Here is a 12782-nt window from a genome sequence, read left to right as displayed (position 1 = left end):
GTAGTTGGGTACAGTCGTACGCATGACCGACTACTTCGCCGGTGACCCGCGGACCAACCGCGAGCGCATGCTGGCCGGGGACCTGTACATCGCCGACGACCCGGAGAGCGAGCGGATCTACCGTCGCGCCCAGCTGCTGCTGGAGGAGTACCGGCTGCAGTCGGTGCGGGGCGAGGACGAGGCCGCCCGGCAGACCCTGGCCGACGTGCTGGGCACGGTCGGCGAGGGCGCGGCGATCCGCCCGCCGCTGTTCGTCGACTACGGCGAGAACCTGCACGTGGGTGCGCGCACGTTCGTCAACATGAACCTGACCGCGCTGGACGTGGCCGAGATCCGGATCGGTGAGGACTGCCAGATCGGCCCCAACGTCCAGTTGCTCACGCCCACCCACCCGGTGGAGCCCCGGCCGCGCCGGGACAAGCTGGAGGCGGCCCGGCCGATCACGATCGGCGACAACGTCTGGCTGGGCGGCGGGGTGATCGTCTGCCCCGGGGTGACGATCGGCGACAACTCGGTGATCGGCGCCGGAGCGGTGGTGACGCGCGACATCCCGGCGAACGTGGTGGCGGTCGGGAATCCGGCCCGGGTGGTGCGTTCCGTCTGATGGCCCGGCGCTTCGACCCTGAGCGGAGGGACCGGATCATCGACGCCTGCCTGGACGTGATTGCGGAGTCGGGGGTGGCGGGCACGTCGCACCGCCGGGTGGCGGCCGCCGCCGACGTGCCCCTGGGCTCGATGACGTACCACTTCGCGGGCATGGACGAACTGCTGCGCGAGGCCTTCACCCGGTTCGCCCAGGAGATCAGCAACCGATTCGAGGCCCGGATGGCGACGGTGCCGGACCTGGAGGGAGCCCGGCGGGCTGCGGTGGAGCTGATCACCCAGGACACGCTGCAGAACCAGAGGGAGCTGGTGCTGACCCAGGAGCTGTACACGCTGGCGGCCCGGGAACCGGCCTTCCGCACCATCACCAACGCCTGGATGGCGCGCAGCCGGGCTGCTCTGGAACGCCACTTCGACCCGCTGACCGCCCGCCTGCTGGACGCGCTGAACGAGGGACTCACCCTGCACCGCGCCCTGGACACCGAGCCGCACGACACGGCCGCGGTGGTCGAGGCGGTCGCCCGGATCACCCGCCCCGCCCCACCACCTCAGGACGCCTGAACCTGCTCTGACTCCCACCAGCGCAGGACCCGGGTGCCCGAGAGCGTGAGCCACTTGGACGGCTCGCCCTCGGGAACGTCGACGTCGAACCAGACCTGCCCCTGGAAAGGTTCGGCCTGCAGCCAGGTGCCGTCGGGTTGGCGGGCCTGCCGGATCAGCTCGACCGCCTCGGCGATGCGCGGGTCGGGCGGGACGCCGTCGTGCAGGGCGGCCTCCCGGAAGTAATCCGCAGCGTTCAGTGCGCTGTAGAACCAGCGGAACGGGTAAGTGAAATGCCCGACCCAGGGACCTGGCGACTCACCGGTCGAGAGCCGGTACAGCAGGCGCCGTTTCAGCAGGTACTCTTCGCCGGCCCGGCGAGCGGCCCGCAGCTCGGCTGAGCCTGCGCCTGTGGCCTGCTCGTAGGACAGGATGCCCTTGAGCACGTTGAGCGTGGAGTGGAACGAAGCGCGGTTGGAGCCTTCCACCCACATGCAGTTCCAGCCGCCCTCGACCATCTGGTGCTCGACGAGCCATCGCGCGATGCCGCCCACCTCCGCATCCAGCCAGGCCCCGTTGGCGAGGGTGAAGGCGTTGATGCAACAGTCGACCTCGCCGTCCCAGTACGGCAGGTCGTCGTACTCCCAGCGGCAGCCCGCGGCCAGCTTCTCGGCGGTGCCGGCCAGGGCCGCGGCGTCGGCACCCCACTCGCGCAGGGTGTTCAGCGACCAGGTGGTGGCCGTCCAGGGCTGCCCCTCTTCCGGCGGCCCCAGCTCTTCAGTCGGCTCCAGCTCTTCAGTCGGCTCCAGCTCCCCGGTCGGCTCCAGCTCCGCCGGCCGGACCAGATCTCCCGCCGCCACTGCTTCTCCCGCCGCCGTCGGATCTCCCACCGACGCTGGCTCTGCTTCTCCCGCCGACGCCCGCTCTTTCACCGACGCTGACTCTGCTTCTCCCACCGACGCTGGCTCCCCCACCCCCGTCGGCTCTTTCGGGAAGTAGGCCCCGCCCGCCCACTGGCCGTCTGGATCCTGCAGCGAGATCAGCCTGGCCCCGAATCCCTCCCGGGCCACCCGCGCCCGGGTGGCCTGCCAGACCTCGGGCGGCTCGTCGGCCAGGTCCCGCTCGACCTGCCAGCGCAGCGCCGGGTCGGAGTCGATCAGCCACTTCAGCACTCCGGCCGAAAGCTCAGCCGGCAGCCCCGCACCTGGAACGTCCCCCTCGTTCACCATGCCGCCGAGAGTACTGACCACCACCGACAACCATAGGCGATCGGCGAGCAGGAACCGGCGATTCACTGCTGCTGTATCGGGCGTTTCACCGGGCGCCGCGCGGCCCGGATTCCTCTAGCCTGACCAGATGCTGATCCAGCAGGTTCAGGTGGCGGTCGTGCCCGGGCGCCAGACCGCCTTCGAGACCGCGTTGCTCGACGTGCGCCGACGGGCCTTCGCCGCCCCCGGCTTCCGCCGCTTCGACGTGGCCCAGGGCGCCGACCAGCCCTCGCAGTACCAGATCCAGGTGTTCTGGGAGACCGCCGAGGAGCTGGGCGACTTCGTCGCCTCGGACGGTTTCGACCAGGCCTGGGCGCCGGTGCGCCCCTACCTGACCCGGCCGCTGCTGATCGACGTGTTCGTCGAGCGCCCGAGCCTCGACCTGCAGGGCCCCGGCGTGCTCAGCGACATCCTCATGCGCTGAGGCCGCGCTCGGCGTCGCTGCGCAGCACGCAGAACTCGTTGCCCTCCGGGTCGCCCATCACCACCCAGCCCGCACCGTCCTCGGTGCGCTGGTCGGACACCACCGTCGCGCCCACCGTGAGCAGGTGCGCCACCTCCTCGTCGCGGGTGCGCTCCAGCGGTGTCATGCACATGTGCAGCCGGTTCTTCACGGTCTTGCCCTCGGGCACCGAGGCGAACAGCAGGCCCGGCCCGCCGCCCGGCGGGACCAGGAGGAGTTCGGTGTCGCCCGGCTCGTTCGGGTCGGCCGGGTCGTCGCCGTAACCGGTGAGCTCCCGCCAGAACGTGGCCACCGCCCAGACGTCGGCACAGTCGAACGTGGTGTGCTGCACTCGAGAAGTCATGGGCCCCTGCCTACCAGGTCGTGGCCGGGTTCGTCGTCTGCTTTACCGAGGCCCTACGCTGTGAAGCGGAACAACCCTCCAGTAACGATCGTGGCAGGAGTACCGCATGCGCGCCGACGCCCAGCGCAACGTCGGGCAGTTGCTCGAGGCCGCCAAGGCGGTGTTCGCCGAGTCCGGTGTGGACGCCCCGGTGCGCGAGATCGCGGCCCGGGCCGGGGTCGGGGTCGGCACCCTGTACCGGCACTTCCCGCAGCGCTCGGACCTGATCACCGCCGTGTTCAAGAGCGAGGTCGACGCGGCCGCGGCCGAGGCCCCGCGGCTGAGCGCCGAGCACGAGCCGATCGAGGCGCTGCTGCAGTGGCTCATGCGTTTCACCGGCTTCATCGCGACCAAGGGCGGCCTGGCCGCGGCCCTGCACTCCGGCGACCCGGCCTACGAGCCCCTGCCGCGCTACTTCGAGGCCAACTTCGGCCCGGTGGTGCACTCGCTGCTGGAGGCCGCCGAGGCCACCGGCCAGATCCGGGCCGGCGCCGTGGAGCCGGTCGACCTGCTGCGGGCGGTGGCCAACCTGTCGCTGGCCGGCGACGAGGAGCACACCCGGCGGATGGTGCGGTTGCTGATCGACGGGCTGCGGTTCAGTTCCGCTCGCTGAGCAGCCGGAAGCCGGCCTGGTCGACCGAGGCGGCGGTGGCCGAGAGCACCACCACCCCGCAGCCGGCCTCGCGGTCCATCCCCAGCCAGGTCCGGAATCCGCCAGTGCCCCCGTTGTGCCAGGTGATCGCCCGGTCCTTGTGCTCGAGGGTGATCCAGGCGGCGCCGATCCGCACGCCGCCCACGAACCGGGCCACCGGGTCGAGCGCCGACAGCCCGGCCACCCGTTCCTCCAGCAGCGCCCGGGTCAGCTCGGCCAGGTCGCCGATGCTGGAACGCACCCCGCCCGCCGGGGCCAGGGCCTGCCCCGGCCAGGCCGGCCGAGGGCGGCCGCCGCGGGTGCGACCGGTGAGCGAGCCCGGGCGCAGGTCGGCCTCGGTGGCGGGCAGATACCACGACTTCAGCCCCAGCGGGCCGGCGATCCGCTCCTGCACCAGCTCGGGATAGGTGGAGTCCTGAGCCGCAGCCACCGCGTGGCCGAGCAGCTCGAAGGCGAAGTTGGAGTAGCGGGGCCGGGGGTTGCGCAGTTCGACCGCGCCCGCCTGCTCGATCATCTCGGCCACGGTGTCGCCGTAGGGGTTGGTGCCGTTCCACCAGAACCGCAGCGAGCGGCGGTAGGGCGAGCGGGCCGACGGAATGCTGGGGATGCCGGAGCGGTGTTTGGAGACGGCCTCCAGCTCGACCCCGGCCACCGGGCAGCCCGCCCGCACCGGCAGCAGTTCACCGATGCGGGTGTCGCCGCGCAGCACCCCTCGCTCCACCGCGTCGCGGTAGAGCAGCCCGGTGACGCCCTTGCTGATCGAGCCGATCTCGAAGTCGGCCTCGGCCGGCGCGCCCCACCCGGCAGTCACCACGCCGTCGCGGTTCACCGACGCCACCGCGGCCACCGGATGTTTCTTACCCAGCATGCGCTGCGCCTGCCCAGCCAGCGCAGCGTCCCCCCAAACGTCGCTCACGAGCGCAATCCTGGCTGGCCCGGCGGCCCGCTGTCCACGACGTCGGGACCAGCCCGCGACACTCAGAAGAAGGTGTGCACCAGGTCCACCACGAACTCCTCCTCGTCGAGCACCGGGATCACCCGCCACTTGTCCAGGGTGGTGCAGGGGTGGGAAATGCCCACGTGTACCAGGTCTCCGGGCGCCAGCTCGGTGTCGGGCGGCAGGTCGAGGAAGGCGTGCTGGTCGTTGAGAGCGGTGACGGTGAGGCCGGAGGCCGGGGTGCGGCGCCCGTCCCGGTGGCGGATCTCACGCGGGATGGGCAGGCCCTCGTCGAATCCCGCGTCCCGACGGCCCAGCAGCAACAGCGCGAGCCCGGGTTCTGGGCGCGAGAGCACCGGGGCCCAGATCGAGAGGGCCGGACGCAGCGGCGGGCCGTCGGCGGCGCGCTGCTGCGGCGTGACGGAGGCGTAGTAGCCGTCGTCGTGGATGGCGTAGGCACCGCTGCGCAGGACGATCACCGGGTCGCCCTCGACCGCGGCCGTCATCAGGGTCAGCGCCACCACGTCGGGGAAGGCGCTGCCCCCGGCCGAGACCACGTACGAGGGGGCGAGCAGCCCGGCGGAGAAGAGGTCGGCGCCCAGCTCGGCCAGCTCCCGGCACCAGGTGGCCACCCGCTCGTTCTCCTCGGCGGTGCCGTGGTGGCCCAGAGTGCCCTCGTAGCCGCTGACTCCGGCCAGGTGCAGTTCCGGGCGGGCCGCCACCGCCACGGCCACGGCCCGGGCCTCGTCGGGTGAGCGGGCTCCGGTGCGCCCGCCCGGGTGGCCCAGCTCGACCAGCACGTCGAGGGCGCGGCGGGCCCCGGCGTGCACCAGCTCGTCGGCGAGGAACGCGACGCCCTCGGCGGAGTCGACGTTCACGTAGACCCGCAGTTCGGGCTCGGCCATCAGACGGCGCGAGAGCCAGGTGATCCCGGCCCGGTCGGCCAGCTGGTTGGCCACCACGAACCGGTGCACCCCGTAGGCGTGGTAGGCCTGCAGCTGCGACACCCCGGCCACGGTGATCGCCCACGCGCCGTTGGCCAGCTGGTGGTGGGCGATCTCGGGCGACATGTAGGTCTTGCCGTGCGGGGCGATCTGCATGCCGTGCTCGGAGCACCAGCTCGCCATCGCCCCGATGTTGTGCAGCAGGGCCGCGCGGTCGATCACCGCCAGCGGGAAGGTGAAGTCGCCCTCGTGCAGCGGCACCGGGCTCTCCCGCAGCCGCTGGGCGGTGACCGTGCCGCGCGAGACCAGCGCGCCCCAGCCCTTCTCGGTGACGCCGACGCGCAGGCCGGCCAGTTCGTGCCGGGCCTTGGCCCGCATGCCGTTCACATCCGCCCCACCGTTCATCGCACCTTCTCCCCTCGCCGCAGGGCCCGGCCGCACCGGCCGCCCGTCAGCTGCCCCTTCTCGAGCACGATCTGTCCGTTCACCAGCACCAGCTCGACGCCCTCGGCCAGCCGTAGCGGTTCGGCGTAGGTGGCCCGGTCGGCCAGCGCCGGCACCTCCAGCACGGCGACGTCGGCCGCGTAGCCCTCTTCCAGCCGCCCGCGCCCGGCCAGACCGAAGCGTTCGCAGGCCCGGCTCGACAGGTGCACGGCCGCCTGGCCCCAGGTCCAGTCGCCCAGGTCGCGGGTGTGCCGGGCGAGCATCCGGGCGAACGCCCCCCGACCGCGCGGGTGCGGGTGGCCGCCGACCAGGATCCCGTCCGAACTACCCATGTGCTCGGGCTGTTTCAGCAGATCGCGGATGTCCTGCGGAGTGTTGGCGGCGGGCTGCTGCACCACGCAGGCGACGGCCAGGTCGCTGGCCAGGATCAGGTCGCAGACCAGGTCGCCCGGCGTCTGCCCGGCCCGGGCGGCGGCCTCGGGCACGGTCAGCCCCTCGGCCCACGGGGCGGCGGGCACCGAGGAGAGCGTGACCCGGGTGAAGAGCTCGGCCAGAGCCGGGAACCACTCCTGCCGCAGCGACTCTCGTACGCTCGCGTCGGCCAGCCGGGCCAGGGTCTGCGAAGGGGCCGCGTCCTGCAGGGATCTGGGCAGCGCGAGCATGGCCAGCAGAGTGTTGCCACGCCGGTAGGGGTAGGTGTCGTAGGTCAGGTCGACCCCCATCCGGTGCGCCCGCGAGACCTCGGGCAGCAGCAGGTCGGCCGGACCGTGGAAGTGCGAGACGTGAGCTCGCACACCGGATTCGGCGGCCAGCGCCAGGAACTCGGCCATCCCCCGCGGCGCATCCTGCTCGTAGCCGCGGATGTGCGAGACGTGCACACCCCCGGCCCGGCTGACCACCTTCAGCAGGGCCGAGAGCTCGTCCGGCCCGGCATACCCGCCGGGCACGTACTCCAGGCCGGTCGACAGGCCCACCGCGCCCTCGTCGAGGGCGTGCTCGAGCAGGGCGGCCTGCGGGGCCGGATCGGCCGGGCCGGCCCCGAACCCGGCCACCGACGCCCGCACCGTGCCGGCCGGGGCCAGGTAGGCCACGTTGAGGGCGCTGCGCCGGTCGTAGTACTCCAGCAACTGCGCCACCGTGGCGCCAGCGGCCAGCGGCTCCGGGAAGGGCCCGTTGACCGCGGCGAAGTAGCGCGACAGCTCCGGCGCCGCGGCGGCCGAGCTGGGGGCGACCGACACGCCGTCCTGCCCGAGCACCACCGTGGTCACTCCCTGCCTCAGGCAGGCGAGCTCCAGTTCCGGTGAGCCGATCAGCCCTTCCGCGTGGCTGTGCGCATCGACCAGTCCGGGCAGGAGCAGCCGGCCGCGCACGTCGACCGTGCGAACGGCCTCGACCCCGTCACCCGCCCCGATCAGCGCGATCGTGCCGTCCTTGATGCCCACATCGGCACGGCGCGGCTCGGCACCCGACCCGTCGGCGATCTCACCACCGGCCAGCAGCACATCCAGCACCACGGCGCACCTCCCTGCCGAACAACGCCGAACGCCCGCCGGCACACCTGACGCACCGCCACGAACTGCCGGCTCACCCGCCGCGCGACACCGGGCGAACACGGGCGATTTCCAGCAATGGACGATCTACGCCCGTTTGCGAGTCAACACCACCACGTCGCTGCACGCCAGAGGGACCTTTCCGGATGCGGTGGTCGGGAGAGGCCCCGGTGCCAGAAGGTGCTACAGGTCACCCTGGGGGCACGATCGTCGTGCCCCCAGTGCATCCAGGGCCTACGAGGTGACGGCCGCTCCCGCGGCCGCGGCGGCCGCCCCCGAGGCAATGGCGGCGGTGATGGTCCGTACGGCGTCGTTGACCGCCTTCGCGCCCCAGTCGCCCTCCTGGATCTCCTTGCCCCGCTTCTTCACCTCTGACGACCACGGCAGCGGCGGGTCCATGTCCTTCAGCGCCGGCTTGAGCGTGTCGCTGCCCGACAGCAGCGCGATCAGTGCAGCGGTGCGCATGTCGGGCTCGGCACCGTCGGCCAGCACCGCGCGCACGTCCCGCCGCACCGCCGTCTCGTGCGTGCCGTCGGCGGCCGGATGCACGGTGCGCGGGATCAGCCCGAGCATCTTCTTCTTCTCCTCCCGCACCATGCCACGCTCGACCAGGCGCGCCACCACCTTCTTCTGGGTGCCCCGGCCCAGCCGCTCCAGCACCGTCATCGAGGCCCGGGGCTTCTCGGCGACCACGTCGAACGCCTCCTGCAGCAGCGGGTCGGGCAGCGGCCCGTCGCCCCCCGCGAGGATCTTGCGCCCGCTGAACACGCTCTTCTTGTCGTCCTGACCGGCCCGGTCCAGCAGCGTCAGCTCGACCAGCAGGGCGCCGCCCAGGATGTAGTTCAGGACGTGCTCGGAGGGCACGCTGCCCTTCTCGTCGCTGAGCAGGAGCAGCATCAGGTCCTCGACCAGGAGCGTCTCCTGCGGCGTGTACTCGGTCATCCGTCCTCCAGCGATGTCGGTCAGCAGTTCGGTCAGTGCAGACGTCAGTGCAGACCATGCCCCTGCGGCACAGTCAAACACCGATGCCCGCAGGCCACCGTAGGGGGCGCACCGCCCCGTCGTACGGTGAAGGCATGGAGCACCAGGACGACGCTGACTGGCCGGCCCGCCGCCGTGAGGCCTTCGAGGCACACGAACGGGCCCGGCAGCGCGCCGAGGCGGCGGAGGAACTGCAGGCCCAGGCCCTGGTGGCGGACTTCCTGGTGCGGGCGCGGGAACTGGGCCTGCCGGCCGGGCCCCTGCGGGCCCGGGCCTACAACGGTTCGGCCACCTTCCGCACCGGCCTGAGCGGCTGGTACCTGCAGCCCAGCGGTTCGCTCGGGATCAGCGAGGACGGGCAGTTCTACGTGCTGGTCCCCCCCGGCGGACTGGCCGAGCGGCTGCGCGGGGCCCGGATCGCCCCCTCGGCGCCGCCGCTGGCGGTGGGCCGGGGCGCGCGCGACGGCGAGTCGATGTCGCTGCGCGAACTGCTGGAGCGGCGCCTGGCCGCGGGGAGCCAGTTCCGGCGGCTGTGAGATCAGCTACGAGATCAGCCGCACCGCGCGGGCTTCCAGGTCACGGGCCGTCTCCTCCTCGCCCAGGCTGCGCATCACTGCGGCCAGATTGCGCAGGTAGGTGTCGATCACCCCGTGCCCGCTGCTCTCACCCAGCGTGAGGGCCTGCCGGGCCAGAGGCCGCGCCGCCACCGGCAGACCGAGGTGGGCGGCCAGCATGACCGCGAGGTTGTTGGTGTAGGCGGCCGACTCGGGCCGGCGCACGCGGTCGACCCGCTCGGCCAGTTGCGTCGCCTTCGACAACGGCTGCCGGGCGCCCTCGTGGTCACCGCCGAGCAGCCGGGCCTTGGCCAGATTGCTGAACACCGCCGCCAGTTCGGGACCGGCCGAGCCTTCCTGCTCGGCCACCGAACGGGCCCGCTCCAGCATCGCCAGCCCGGCCTCGGTCTCGCCCAGGCGCAGCCGCACCAGGCCCAGGTTGTTCAGGTGCCGGGCCACCCGCAGGTCGTCGCGGCCGACCGCGGCCACCGTCACCCCGAGCGCCCGCTCGAGCAGGTCGGCGGCCTGCTGCCACTCGTTCACCCGGGCCAGGGCCACGGCCAGGTGGCCGAGCTGGGTGGCGGCGTAGGGGTGCTCGGGCCCGACCGCCTGCTCGGTGAGCGCGACCGCCCGCGCCGCCAGGGAACGCACCCGGGCGCCGTCCTGCCGCAGGAACATGGCGAAGGCCACCCCGTTGCCGCGCAGCACGACCCGCGGATGGGCGGGCAGGCCGGGCTCGTGCACCTCGACCAGCACCCGCGCGCTGAGCGCCCGTTCGTCGCCCGCGTCCCACACGTCCAGCAACAGCACGCCGACCGCGCGTGGGAGGGTCGAGGCCGCAGTGGTGTGCAGGCGAAGGATCTCCGCGGTGTCTCCCATCCACACAGTCAACCATCAGGTAGTGCCTGCTGTACCCGGTGAGTGGTGTTTGCGGGATCGAGTCAGCGGCCGCCGCCCGGGATGCTGGAGCCGGCCGCCGAACAGTGCGACAAACCACCGTGAACAGCAGGAGGACTCCGGGATGCCTACCCGACGGGCAGGTCTCGTGGCCCTGATCGTCACCCTGACCATCGCCGGCGTGGGCCTGACCACCACGCTCACCGCACTCGTCCGGTCGTGCTGAGTCCCTACCGCCGCTCGCCGTCCTCGAGGTACTTGAGGACGGCGACCACGCGCCGGTCGGTGTGGTCGGTCGGGGCCAGGTCGAGCTTGGCGAAGATGCTGCGGATGTGCTTGTGCACGGCGCCCTCGGTGACCACCAGTTTCTCCGAGATGGCGGTGTTTCCCAGCCCTTCGGCCATCAGGGCGAGCACGTCGCGCTCACGCGGGCTCAGGCGTTCCATGCCCGGGTCGGGCCGCGAGCGGGTCATCAGCTGGGCCACCACCTCCGGGTCGATCGCGGTGCCGCCCTCGGCCACCCGGTTCAGCGCCTGGAGGAACTCCTCCACCCGGCCCACCCGCTCCTTCAGCAGGTAGCCCAGCCGGTGCGCACCACCGGCCAGGAGGTCGGTGGCGAAGGACTGCTCGACGTAGGCCGAGAGCACCAGCACCGCCAGTTCCGGGTGCCGGCGCCGGGCCTCGACCGCCGCCACGATGCCCTCGTCGGTGTGGGTGGGCGGCATCCGCACGTCGACGATCGCCACGTCCGGTCGCTGCTCGTCCACCACCTCCAGGAACGCCTCGGGCCCGGGCGCCGTGGCCACCACGTCCAGCCCCTCGGCGCGCAGCAGCGAGGCCAGTCCCTCGCGCAGCAGCGCGTCGTCCTCGGCGATCACGATCCGCACGGCAACTCCACTTTCAGCATCGTCGGTCCACCGGCCGGGCTGCTCAGCGTCACGGTGCCGTCGTGCGCCCCGACCCGGCGCCGTAGGCCCACCAGCCCGGAACCGGCGCTCTCGTCGGCGCCCCCGTGACCGTCGTCCTCGATCTCGATGATCAGCCGCTTCTGCCGGCGGCGCAGCCTAACAGCGGCCGAGGCGGCCCCCGAGTGCCGGGCCACGTTGGTCAGTGCCTCGGCGACCACGAAATACGCTGTGGCCTCGACCGATGCGGCGCAGCGGCCGGGCACCGCGACGTCCAGGGTGGTCGGCACCGCGCAGTTCGCGGCCAGACCCGACAGGGCGCCCGCCAGGCCCCGGTCCTCGATCACCGGGGGCAGGATGCTGCGCACCACCCCGCGCAGCTCCTTCAGCGCGTCCTCGGCGGCGTCCTGGGCCTGGGCGAGGACCTGGTCCACCACGGCCGGGTCGGCGTTCTCGCGGGCCAGCGCCCGCCGGGCCGCGCCCAGCAGCATCGTCACCGCGACCATCCGGTTCTGGGTGCCGTCGTGCAGCGACCGCTCGATCCGGCGCAGCTCGGTGGCGTGCGCGTCCAGCGCGGCCGCGCGGGACGAGGTGAGCTCGGCGATGCGGCCCGACAGATCAGTGCCCGGCGGCGGGGCCAGCAACCTGCGCCCGGGCCAACCCTGCAGGCGGGCGATCCCGGGGCTGAGGCCGAGCAGGATCGCCGTCCAGCCCACGCCCATCATGAACACGACGAAGACCTGCAGCCCGCCATGCACCGTCCACACCCCGATCGAGGCGGTGGCGTATTCCGGCGGGATGAACGGGTACCAGAGCGGGAAGGTGGCGTCCCGGAAGGCCAGCACCGGCAGCAGCACCCCGAAGAAGCCCAGGGCCAGCCCGAACACCCCGTGCACGGGCAGCCACAGCAGTTCCCTTCGGGTGGTCGGATCCCGCAGCACAGCCGCCAGTTTCACCACCGGCTCGGCCGGCCCCAGCACCGGCTCGCCCCAGCGGGTCAGCCGGGCCCGCTCACGGCCGGCGACACTGTGCACGATCCCCAGGACGGTCGGCACCATCAGGAAGCCGATGCCGACCACGCAGAGCATCAGCGTGATCAGCACCAGGAAGGCGGCCGAGAGGGCCAGCGCGGCCGTGCTCATCCCCCCGGCCAACTGCTCGAGCGCGGCCACGGCCCGGCCGGAGGCCTCGACCAGCCCGGTCCGGATGTCCTGCCATCGGTCTCGCCTCTGCGCCACGGCGCGACCGTATACGGACCACCGGAAAGTGCCACATCCCGGCTCACCCTGACCTGACCTGCCCCCCCGAAATGGTGACCAGTCTTTGTTCGCCGTTTCCGCACGATCTTGAAGCTTCACGGGCCACACTCAGGAACAGAACGGGGGGATCACAGATCATGAACAAGAATGCGCCGGGGCCCAGCCAGGGCCCACTTCCGGCACACCTGGCCGCCATGGCCTCCAGCCGCGAAAGCTGGCACCTGCTCCGGGCTTACATAGAGCAGGAATACCCAAAGGCAATTCCCGAACGGCGGCCGGAAGTGGCCGCCGTGAATTACTCGGCCCGGCATCTGGAAGGCCTTTTCCGCAGGCTCGCCCAGAAGCGCTCACCCCGGCCGGTGGTCCTGCCGATCATTCGCCCGGCCGAATAGTCCGGTTTATC

At 72.3% G+C, this 12782-nt stretch carries 15 protein-coding genes; 6 read left to right on the top strand and 9 right to left on the bottom strand.

The window, feature by feature from the left end:
* The first annotated feature begins 22 nt into the window (after nt 1–22).
* Together QSK18_RS29545 and QSK18_RS29540 are read left to right on the top strand one after the other, a co-directional pair.
* Nucleotides 23–604, top strand: a complete 582-nt coding sequence (locus tag QSK18_RS29545) for a sugar O-acetyltransferase (protein WP_269810440.1) — start codon at nt 23–25, stop codon at nt 602–604.
* A complete protein-coding gene (locus tag QSK18_RS29540) occupies nt 604–1164 on the top strand; it encodes a TetR/AcrR family transcriptional regulator (RefSeq protein ID WP_232812128.1) in 561 nt (186 codons plus the stop codon). The genes QSK18_RS29545 and QSK18_RS29540 overlap by 1 nt, the downstream gene beginning before the upstream one ends.
* Here the strand turns inward: QSK18_RS29540 and QSK18_RS29535 are convergent.
* A complete protein-coding gene (locus QSK18_RS29535; RefSeq protein WP_285625884.1) occupies nt 1152–2372 on the bottom strand; it encodes a hypothetical protein in 1221 nt (406 codons plus the stop codon). The genes QSK18_RS29540 and QSK18_RS29535 overlap by 13 nt on opposite strands.
* Before the next feature lie 127 nt (nt 2373–2499).
* Here QSK18_RS29535 and QSK18_RS29530 point away from each other — a divergent pair, with 127 nt between their 5' ends.
* Nucleotides 2500–2835, top strand: coding sequence for an antibiotic biosynthesis monooxygenase family protein (locus tag QSK18_RS29530; RefSeq protein WP_232812130.1), 336 nt, complete (start codon nt 2500–2502; stop codon nt 2833–2835).
* Here QSK18_RS29530 and QSK18_RS29525 read toward each other — a convergent pair.
* Entirely contained in the window at nt 2825–3217 is a 393-nt protein-coding gene (locus QSK18_RS29525) for a VOC family protein (RefSeq protein WP_285625879.1), read from the bottom strand. The genes QSK18_RS29530 and QSK18_RS29525 overlap by 11 nt on opposite strands.
* Before the next feature lie 106 nt (nt 3218–3323).
* Here QSK18_RS29525 and QSK18_RS29520 point away from each other — a divergent pair, with 106 nt between their 5' ends.
* Complete coding sequence (locus QSK18_RS29520; protein WP_232812132.1) at nt 3324–3869, top strand: TetR/AcrR family transcriptional regulator; 546 nt, start codon at nt 3324–3326, stop codon at nt 3867–3869.
* On the opposite strand, the gene QSK18_RS29515 is transcribed toward QSK18_RS29520, so the two are convergent.
* The 4 genes from QSK18_RS29515 to QSK18_RS29500 all read right to left on the bottom strand — a co-directional run bounded on the left by QSK18_RS29515 (nt 3853) and on the right by QSK18_RS29500 (nt 8725).
* On the bottom strand, nt 3853–4824 hold the full coding sequence (locus QSK18_RS29515) for a serine hydrolase domain-containing protein (protein ID WP_285625874.1): 972 nt from the start codon (nt 4822–4824) through the stop codon (nt 3853–3855). The genes QSK18_RS29520 and QSK18_RS29515 overlap by 17 nt on opposite strands.
* A gap of 62 nt (nt 4825–4886) precedes the next feature.
* The gene (locus tag QSK18_RS29510) at nt 4887–6194 is read right to left on the bottom strand and encodes an alanine racemase (protein ID WP_285625871.1); all 1308 of its coding nucleotides are present in this window, start codon (nt 6192–6194) and stop codon (nt 4887–4889) included.
* Nucleotides 6191–7747 (bottom strand): N-acyl-D-amino-acid deacylase family protein, encoded by a 1557-nt coding sequence (locus QSK18_RS29505; protein WP_285625868.1) that lies wholly within the window; start codon nt 7745–7747, stop codon nt 6191–6193. Before QSK18_RS29505 ends, QSK18_RS29510 begins: the two co-directional genes overlap by 4 nt.
* 270 nt (nt 7748–8017) lie before the next feature.
* On the bottom strand, nt 8018–8725 hold the full coding sequence (locus QSK18_RS29500; protein ID WP_285625866.1) for a GOLPH3/VPS74 family protein: 708 nt from the start codon (nt 8723–8725) through the stop codon (nt 8018–8020).
* Between the two features lie 134 nt (nt 8726–8859).
* Between QSK18_RS29500 and QSK18_RS29495 the strand changes: the two genes are divergently transcribed.
* A complete protein-coding gene (locus QSK18_RS29495; protein WP_285625863.1) occupies nt 8860–9300 on the top strand; it encodes a hypothetical protein in 441 nt (146 codons plus the stop codon).
* Nucleotides 9301–9306: 6 nt separating this feature from the next.
* Here the strand turns inward: QSK18_RS29495 and QSK18_RS29490 are convergent, their stop codons facing one another.
* The 3 genes from QSK18_RS29490 to QSK18_RS29480 form a co-directional block, all read right to left on the bottom strand.
* Nucleotides 9307–10197 carry a tetratricopeptide repeat protein gene (locus QSK18_RS29490; protein ID WP_285625860.1) on the bottom strand — a complete coding sequence of 297 codons (891 nt, stop codon included), beginning with the start codon at nt 10195–10197 and terminating at the stop codon, nt 9307–9309.
* Between the two features lie 248 nt (nt 10198–10445).
* Nucleotides 10446–11102: a response regulator transcription factor gene (locus QSK18_RS29485; protein ID WP_232812139.1), complete on the bottom strand. Its 657-nt coding sequence runs from the start codon at nt 11100–11102 to the stop codon at nt 10446–10448.
* The gene (locus tag QSK18_RS29480) at nt 11090–12358 is read right to left on the bottom strand and encodes a sensor histidine kinase (RefSeq protein ID WP_285625857.1); all 1269 of its coding nucleotides are present in this window, start codon (nt 12356–12358) and stop codon (nt 11090–11092) included. The genes QSK18_RS29485 and QSK18_RS29480 overlap by 13 nt, the downstream gene beginning before the upstream one ends.
* Before the next feature lie 158 nt (nt 12359–12516).
* Between QSK18_RS29480 and QSK18_RS29475 the strand changes: the two genes are divergently transcribed.
* On the top strand, nt 12517–12771 hold the full coding sequence (locus QSK18_RS29475) for a hypothetical protein (protein WP_232812141.1): 255 nt from the start codon (nt 12517–12519) through the stop codon (nt 12769–12771).
* Nucleotides 12772–12782: the final 11 nt, after the last annotated feature.

The sequence above is a fragment of the Kineosporia sp. NBRC 101677 genome, assembly GCF_030269265.1.
Lineage (GTDB): Bacteria > Actinomycetota > Actinomycetes > Actinomycetales > Kineosporiaceae > Kineosporia > Kineosporia rhizophila.
The sequence above is the reverse complement of the archived record's forward strand: the minus strand, read 5'-3'. Positions and strand labels throughout refer to the sequence as shown.

Coding starts and splice junctions, on each gene's coding strand:
- QSK18_RS29545 (WP_269810440.1), top strand. CDS start 23: ATGACCGACTACTTCGCCGGTGACCCGCGGACCAACCGCGAGCGCATG.
- QSK18_RS29540 (WP_232812128.1), top strand. CDS start 604: ATGGCCCGGCGCTTCGACCCTGAGCGGAGGGACCGGATCATCGACGCC.
- QSK18_RS29535 (WP_285625884.1), bottom strand. CDS start 2,372: ATGGTGAACGAGGGGGACGTTCCAGGTGCGGGGCTGCCGGCTGAGCTT.
- QSK18_RS29530 (WP_232812130.1), top strand. CDS start 2,500: ATGCTGATCCAGCAGGTTCAGGTGGCGGTCGTGCCCGGGCGCCAGACC.
- QSK18_RS29525 (WP_285625879.1), bottom strand. CDS start 3,217: ATGACTTCTCGAGTGCAGCACACCACGTTCGACTGTGCCGACGTCTGG.
- QSK18_RS29520 (WP_232812132.1), top strand. CDS start 3,324: ATGCGCGCCGACGCCCAGCGCAACGTCGGGCAGTTGCTCGAGGCCGCC.
- QSK18_RS29510 (WP_285625871.1), bottom strand. CDS start 6,194: ATGAACGGTGGGGCGGATGTGAACGGCATGCGGGCCAAGGCCCGGCAC.
- QSK18_RS29500 (WP_285625866.1), bottom strand. CDS start 8,725: ATGACCGAGTACACGCCGCAGGAGACGCTCCTGGTCGAGGACCTGATG.
- QSK18_RS29495 (WP_285625863.1), top strand. CDS start 8,860: ATGGAGCACCAGGACGACGCTGACTGGCCGGCCCGCCGCCGTGAGGCC.
- QSK18_RS29490 (WP_285625860.1), bottom strand. CDS start 10,197: ATGGGAGACACCGCGGAGATCCTTCGCCTGCACACCACTGCGGCCTCG.
- QSK18_RS29475 (WP_232812141.1), top strand. CDS start 12,517: ATGAACAAGAATGCGCCGGGGCCCAGCCAGGGCCCACTTCCGGCACAC.